This is a genomic window from Peribacillus sp. NPDC046944 (genome assembly GCF_050272735.1).
In the GTDB taxonomy this organism is placed as follows: Bacteria; Bacillota; Bacilli; order Bacillales; family DSM-1321; genus Peribacillus.
Genome location: NZ_JBNNML010000016.1, coordinates 47,044 through 53,159, shown reverse-complemented (window position 1 = coordinate 53,159; position 6,116 = coordinate 47,044). Strand labels below are relative to the sequence as shown.

The window sequence follows — 6,116 nt, the reverse complement described above, 5'->3', positions numbered from 1 at the left end:
AGAAATGTTTGACTTGCTCATTTTGCTTTTTTATAGTGTGTGCTCACTCAAAATTTACGTTGGCGCTTTGTTTTGTTCAGTTTTCAAAGAGCAATACCTTACGACAGCTTATTTATTATAACATCTTGTTAACTCAGAGTCAAGAACTTTTTAAAACTTTTTCGAAGTTTGTAATCCGTGTGAAACTCGTTCGTAACAACAGATATAAATATAACATCATTACGCAAACTGCGCAATACCTTTTTTAAAGTTTTTTTGAAATAGCAAAAGTTTTTATTTAAAAGCTAAAAATCAAACCCTAACAACCTAACAAAATTATAATCAAAAAACAAAAAACCGATTTAGAACAGTGTGCCATGAGTCGCTGCTCATATACACACTTCCTAAATCGGTTCTGATTCACCGGTTTTCCTTATGGCTTAACGATGTCTCATTAACGGGAATAACAGGACATCACGAATCGAAGGCGAATTCGTCAGCAACATAACCAGACGGTCGACCCCAATTCCCAATCCTCCGGTTGGCGGCATACCATATTCTAAAGCCTCCAAGAAGTCCTCATCCATTTCATGAGCTTCGTCATTTCCTTGCTCACGCTCTTTCAATTGTGCCTCAAAGCGTTGGCGTTGATCAATTGGATCGTTTAATTCCGTGAATGCATTCGCATGCTCTCTTCCCACTATGAACAATTCAAATCGATCAGTAAATCGATCATCCTCTGGGTTTTTCTTCGCTAAAGGTGAAATTTCTACTGGGTGTCCATAGATGAATGTAGGTTGGATTAACTTATCTTCTACTTTTTGTTCGAAGAATTCGTTAACGATATGACCAAATTCCATGGACTCTTTCACTTCAATCCCATTTTCCTTCGCAAGTTGTTGCGCTTCTTCTTTGCTCATAGTAGTCCAAAAGTCTACACCAGTATATTCTTTTACAGCATCAACCATATGGAGTCTTTTCCACTCTGGTTTTAAATCGATCTCATATTCTCCGTACTGGATAGTTGTGGTTCCAAGAACCTCTTGTGCAATATGGGCAACCAAGTTCTCTGTCAAGCTCATGATATCCTTATAATCCGCGTACGCCTCGTATAATTCAATAAGTGTGAATTCCGGGTTATGTCTAGTGGAGACCCCTTCATTCCTAAATACTCTACCGATTTCATAGACTTTCTCTAAGCCGCCGACAATCAGGCGTTTCAAGTGAAGTTCAATGGCAATCCTTAAGTTTAAGGGCATATCCAATGCATTATGGTGAGTCAGGAATGGGCGTGCAGCCGCTCCACCTGCTACAGAGTGCAATAGCGGTGTTTCCACTTCCAAATATCCTTGATCGTCTAAGTAACGTCTCATAGCCTGCACAATACGACTGCGCATGATTAAAGTGTTTTTACTTTCTTCATTTGTAATTAAGTCAACATAGCGTTTCCGGTAACGCTCCTCTACATCCTTCAAACCGTGGAACTTATCGGGAAGTGGGCGCAATGCTTTAGAAAGGAACACATATTCTTTAGCTTTAATGGAAAGTTCGCCGACTTTCGTTTTAAAGATGACACCCGTGATTCCCACGATATCACCAAGATCCGTTTGATTGAAAATTTGGTATGACTCTTCTCCAACCTTATCTAAGCGGACGTATATTTGGATTTGGCCACTTATATCTTGTATATTGGCAAAACCAGCTTTCCCTTTACCACGTTTGGTCATGACACGACCTGCAATGGTAACTTCTATTTCTTTCTCCTCTAACTCTTCTTTTTCCAATGCACCATATGCATCAACAATCTCCTGCGAAGTATGGGAACGCTCGAACCTACTGCCGAACGGGTCTTGTCCATTGTCAATCATAGCCTGCATTTTGTCGCGTCTTACCTGCAGTTGGTCATTCAATTCTTCATGACTCACGAAAATCATCTCCATCTCTATTAATCAAAGCCTCATATAACTATTTGAACTTTCTAATTGCATACCTATTTATTCTTACATAAAGTAAAGGATTTCAACAGCTTTTTATCTTAAATTCTAATATATGGACAGATAAAAACTGCCAGGTTCACTGGCAGTTTTCGATAAACGTATTATAGAAAAACAGGAAGGTAATGTCAAACATCAAACCATTTGGATGTTTTGTTCCCTCGCTTCACATTCATCAACGAGTCCATACAGAAGTCGCGTAACATCTTCTCTAGTCTCACATTCATTAATACCTTTACGTGCTTTTGCATTGCCTTTGACACCTTTAAGGTACCAGGCAGCATGCTTGCGCATTTCACGGACAGCAACATGCTCATTTTTCAACGCTATCAGACGATCCATATGAAGAATGCATACATCCATCTTTTCACGGACTGTCGGCTCATCCATCAATTGTCCAGTTTCCAAATACTTCACTGTCCTGTATATCATCCACGGGTTCCCTAAGGCCGCCCGACCAATCATGACTCCATCAACGCCAGTTTCCTTTAGCATTCTTTCAGCATCTTGCGGGGTTTCCACATCACCGTTTCCAATCAAGGGAATGTTAATGGAATTTTTCACTTCTCGAATAATGTCCCAATTAGCTTTCCCTTCATACAATTGAACCCGGGTTCTGCCATGAAGGGAAATTGCCTTGCCCCCTGCACGTTCTACCGCTTTGGCATTCTCAACAGCAAATACATGTTCATCATCCCAGCCAATGCGCATTTTAACAGTAACAGGTTTATCTACGGCATCCACAACTGCCGAAACCATCTCATATATCTTATTTGGGTCAAGTAACCATCTTGCACCGGCATCACATTTCGTGATTTTCGGGACAGGGCATCCCATGTTGATATCAATGATGTCTGCCGTTGTATTTTTATCTACAAACTTCGCTGCCTCAACTAGATTTTTCTTTTCACCACCAAAGATTTGCAAGCTTAGCGGTTTTTCTCTTTCATCTATATAAAGCATATTCAGCGTTTTGGCATTTTGAAGAACGATTCCCTTGTCACTTACCATCTCTGCGCATACCAATCCTGCACCGAACTCTTTGACAGTCAAACGAAAAGCCGAATTACATACCCCCGCCATCGGAGCCAGAACTACCCGGTTCTTCATTTCAATATCGCCTATTTTTAACACATCGTGACCCCCTATACCACTCTTTCATTTATCCTCAAGTGGTTGCAGATCCTCAATTGAAACTTTAAGAACATCCACCACTTCTAGTAAAAATTCCTCTGTGGGATTTCGGTTCCCTCTTTCAACTTCACCCAACAAAGAAACAGAAACACCCATCTCTTTTGCGAACTCCTCTTGGGTAAAACCTTTTAACTTTCGAAAAGCGCGAATACGCCTTCCCCATTTTTCAGCTTCCATAATCGAACTCCTTCTTTATCCGGAATCTTTTCAAGCAGGTCGCTCAAGGATGTATTCATTTTCGGAAGAATTATATCTGATTCCAATTCCATTAAAGGAATAATCACAAATGCTCTTTCATGCATCCGAGGATGAGGGATTGAAAGAATCTCCGTCTCAACATTTTCATGATTATATAACAAAATGTCAAGGTCTAACGTACGAGGACCCCATCTAACATTCCTTTTTCTTCCTAATTCTTGTTCAACTTGCATGCATGCTCGCAATAAGTCCTCTGGTGTTAAATCGGTTTCCACCTTAATGACAGCATTCAAAAAACAATCCTGGTCAGTATATCCGACAGGGTCCGTTTCATATAATGATGAACAAGAGACAAGTTTAATATGTGGATCTTCACTCAATAATTGGAAAGCCCTTTGAAATGTATCGAAGCTCTCCCCCATGTTCGAACCAATTGATAGATACGATATATTTTTCATTTTAGCGTCCCCTTACAATCTCTATGGCAACCGATTCATAGTGTCCTGCTATAGGAGGATCTGGTTTATATATCTTCACTGTACACACCATGATCTTCGGAAACTTGGTGAGTAACTCCGATGCAATCCTTTCTGCAACAGCTTCCACCAGCTTGTACGGTTCCCCTTCAACGATACCTTTACAGACTTCATATAATTCACCATAATTAATGGAGTCTTCGAGATTATCGCTCATGCCCGCATTGGCCAAATTCGCTTCTACAGTCAGATCCACCCTAAATCGCTGGCCAAGCTTTGTTTCTTCCGGAAATACACCATGGTATCCGTAGAATTCCATCTTATTCACAAATATCTTATCCATTAAACTCACCTTTTCCTATAAGAGCATCCATCATTTTAGCTGTACGTCCCATTTCCTTTACATCATGCACCCGGACCATTTGGCAGCCCTGAAGAATCCCATGACATATCGTTGCTGCCGTCCCTTCCAAACGTTCATGTGCCGGTAGATTAAGAACTTGTCCGATCATGGATTTTTTCGATGTAGCGAGCAGTACTGGATACCCTAGTGATACCAGCTTATCAAGATTCCTCATCATTTCCAAATTCAGTGTCAAATCTTTTGCAAACCCGATACCTGGATCTAGAATGATATTCTCATCCAAGACTCCCTCTTTCTTTACAATCCTAATGCTTTCGAATAGATCTTGCAAAGAATCACGGATAAATTGTTGGTACTCCATATTGTCTCGGTTGTGCATTAAAATAATCGGAACTTGGTACATAGCCGCTACCTTTGCCATATGTGTATCTGCTTTTGCTCCCCAAATATCGTTCAGGATGTGCGCTCCTGCTTTCAATGCCGCTTCTGCAACTTTGGACTTGTACGTATCAACGGAGATAGGAATTTCAAAAGTACGGGAAATCGCTTCAATGATAGGTACGACACGTTCCATCTCTTCCTCATCCGTTATCCGTTCATAATTAGGCCGAGTCGACTCACCACCGATGTCCAAGATATCCGCACCATCTTCAACCATCTGCTCAGCATGTCTTAATGCAGCATCTACCCGATTATATTTTCCTCCATCGGAAAATGAATCAGGCGTAACATTTAAAATCCCCATAATTAAAGTCTTTTTGCCGTAATCCAATTCTAATGAACCGCATTTGATCTTCGATGTACTAGCTAATGACATAGGACGTTCTCCTTCATTAAAAAATCTACGTATATATATGAGTTTACCTATATACCCAGGCAAAGCGCAAGCACCTTAAAATCCAGAACCTCATTACTACACAAAAAAGAGAAGCAAAGCACCATAGAGGTGCTTTGCTTCTCGGTTAACTTTTACTCTTATTCAAAGTTATACAAAGGTGTACTTAGGTAACGCTCACCATTACTTGGAATGATTACAAGGACTTTCTTGCCTTTTCCTAGTTTCTCAGCAACTTTAACAGCGGCAGCGATAGCCCCACCGGATGAAATACCACCTAGGATACCTTCTTCTTTTGCAGCACGACGGGCGTATTCAAAAGATTCATCCGTGTTTACTTGAATAACTTCATCATAAAGATCTGTGTTTAAAATGCTAGGAACGAATCCTGCACCGATCCCTTGAATTTTATGTGGGCCAGGGTTTCCTCCTGACAATACAGGTGAATCGGCAGGCTCTACAGCGTAGATCTTAATATCAGGATATTTTTCACGAAGTACTTCACCTGCACCAGTAATCGTACCACCCGTTCCAATTCCTGCGATAAATGCATCCAGGCCATCTTCACCAAACGCTTCAATGATTTCTGGACCGGTAGTATTACGGTGAACTTCAGGGTTCGCTTTATTTTCGAATTGTTGTGGAATGAAGTATCCGTGTTCTTTAGATAACTCAGTCGCTTTAGCAATGGCACCCTTCATTCCTTCAGGTCCAGGCGTTAGAACTAAATCAGCTCCATAAGCACGAAGCAAGTTGCGACGTTCCAAGCTCATCGTTTCAGGCATTACAAGGATTGATTTATACCCTTTTGCTGCAGCTACCATCGCAAGGCCAATCCCAGTGTTACCACTTGTAGGCTCAATGATCGTATCGCCTTGTTTAAGATCTCCACTTTTTTCTGCGGCTTCGATCATAGCAAGAGCGATTCTGTCTTTAACGCTGCTCCCTGGGTTAAAATATTCAAGTTTCAAATAAATATCTGCACTATTTTCGTTTTGAAGCTTGTTTAATTTTACTATAGGCGTTTGCCCGATTAATTCCGTTACTGAATTAACTATACGTGCCATGTTCTCCAC

The 6,116-nt window shown here is 40.8% G+C and carries 7 protein-coding genes; all 7 read right to left on the bottom strand.

Annotated features, from left to right (window positions below; all coding sequences use genetic code 11):
• Window positions 1-419 precede the first annotated feature (419 nt).
• The 7 genes from lysS to cysK all read right to left on the bottom strand — a co-directional run bounded on the left by lysS (window position 420) and on the right by cysK (window position 6,107).
• On the bottom strand, window positions 420-1,913 hold the full coding sequence (lysS, locus tag ACQKIC_RS19460) for a lysine--tRNA ligase (protein WP_402875958.1): 1,494 nt from the start codon (window positions 1,911-1,913) through the stop codon (window positions 420-422).
• Between the two features lie 195 nt (window positions 1,914-2,108).
• Window positions 2,109-3,107, bottom strand: coding sequence for a tRNA dihydrouridine synthase DusB (gene dusB / locus ACQKIC_RS19455; protein ID WP_402875956.1), 999 nt, complete (start codon window positions 3,105-3,107; stop codon window positions 2,109-2,111).
• Window positions 3,108-3,131: 24 nt separating this feature from the next.
• Window positions 3,132-3,344 (bottom strand): helix-turn-helix domain-containing protein, encoded by a 213-nt coding sequence (locus ACQKIC_RS19450; protein WP_402875955.1) that lies wholly within the window; start codon window positions 3,342-3,344, stop codon window positions 3,132-3,134.
• Window positions 3,296-3,823 (bottom strand): 2-amino-4-hydroxy-6-hydroxymethyldihydropteridine diphosphokinase, encoded by a 528-nt coding sequence (gene folK / locus ACQKIC_RS19445; RefSeq protein WP_402959614.1) that lies wholly within the window; start codon window positions 3,821-3,823, stop codon window positions 3,296-3,298. The genes ACQKIC_RS19450 and folK overlap by 49 nt, the downstream gene beginning before the upstream one ends.
• Window position 3,824: 1 nt before the next feature.
• A complete protein-coding gene (gene folB, locus ACQKIC_RS19440; RefSeq protein WP_402959612.1) occupies window positions 3,825-4,184 on the bottom strand; it encodes a dihydroneopterin aldolase in 360 nt (119 codons plus the stop codon).
• The gene (folP, locus tag ACQKIC_RS19435) at window positions 4,177-5,022 is read right to left on the bottom strand and encodes a dihydropteroate synthase (RefSeq protein WP_427592152.1); all 846 of its coding nucleotides are present in this window, start codon (window positions 5,020-5,022) and stop codon (window positions 4,177-4,179) included. The genes folB and folP overlap by 8 nt, the downstream gene beginning before the upstream one ends.
• Before the next feature lie 158 nt (window positions 5,023-5,180).
• The gene (cysK, locus tag ACQKIC_RS19430) at window positions 5,181-6,107 is read right to left on the bottom strand and encodes a cysteine synthase A (protein ID WP_402875947.1); all 927 of its coding nucleotides are present in this window, start codon (window positions 6,105-6,107) and stop codon (window positions 5,181-5,183) included.
• Window positions 6,108-6,116: the final 9 nt, after the last annotated feature.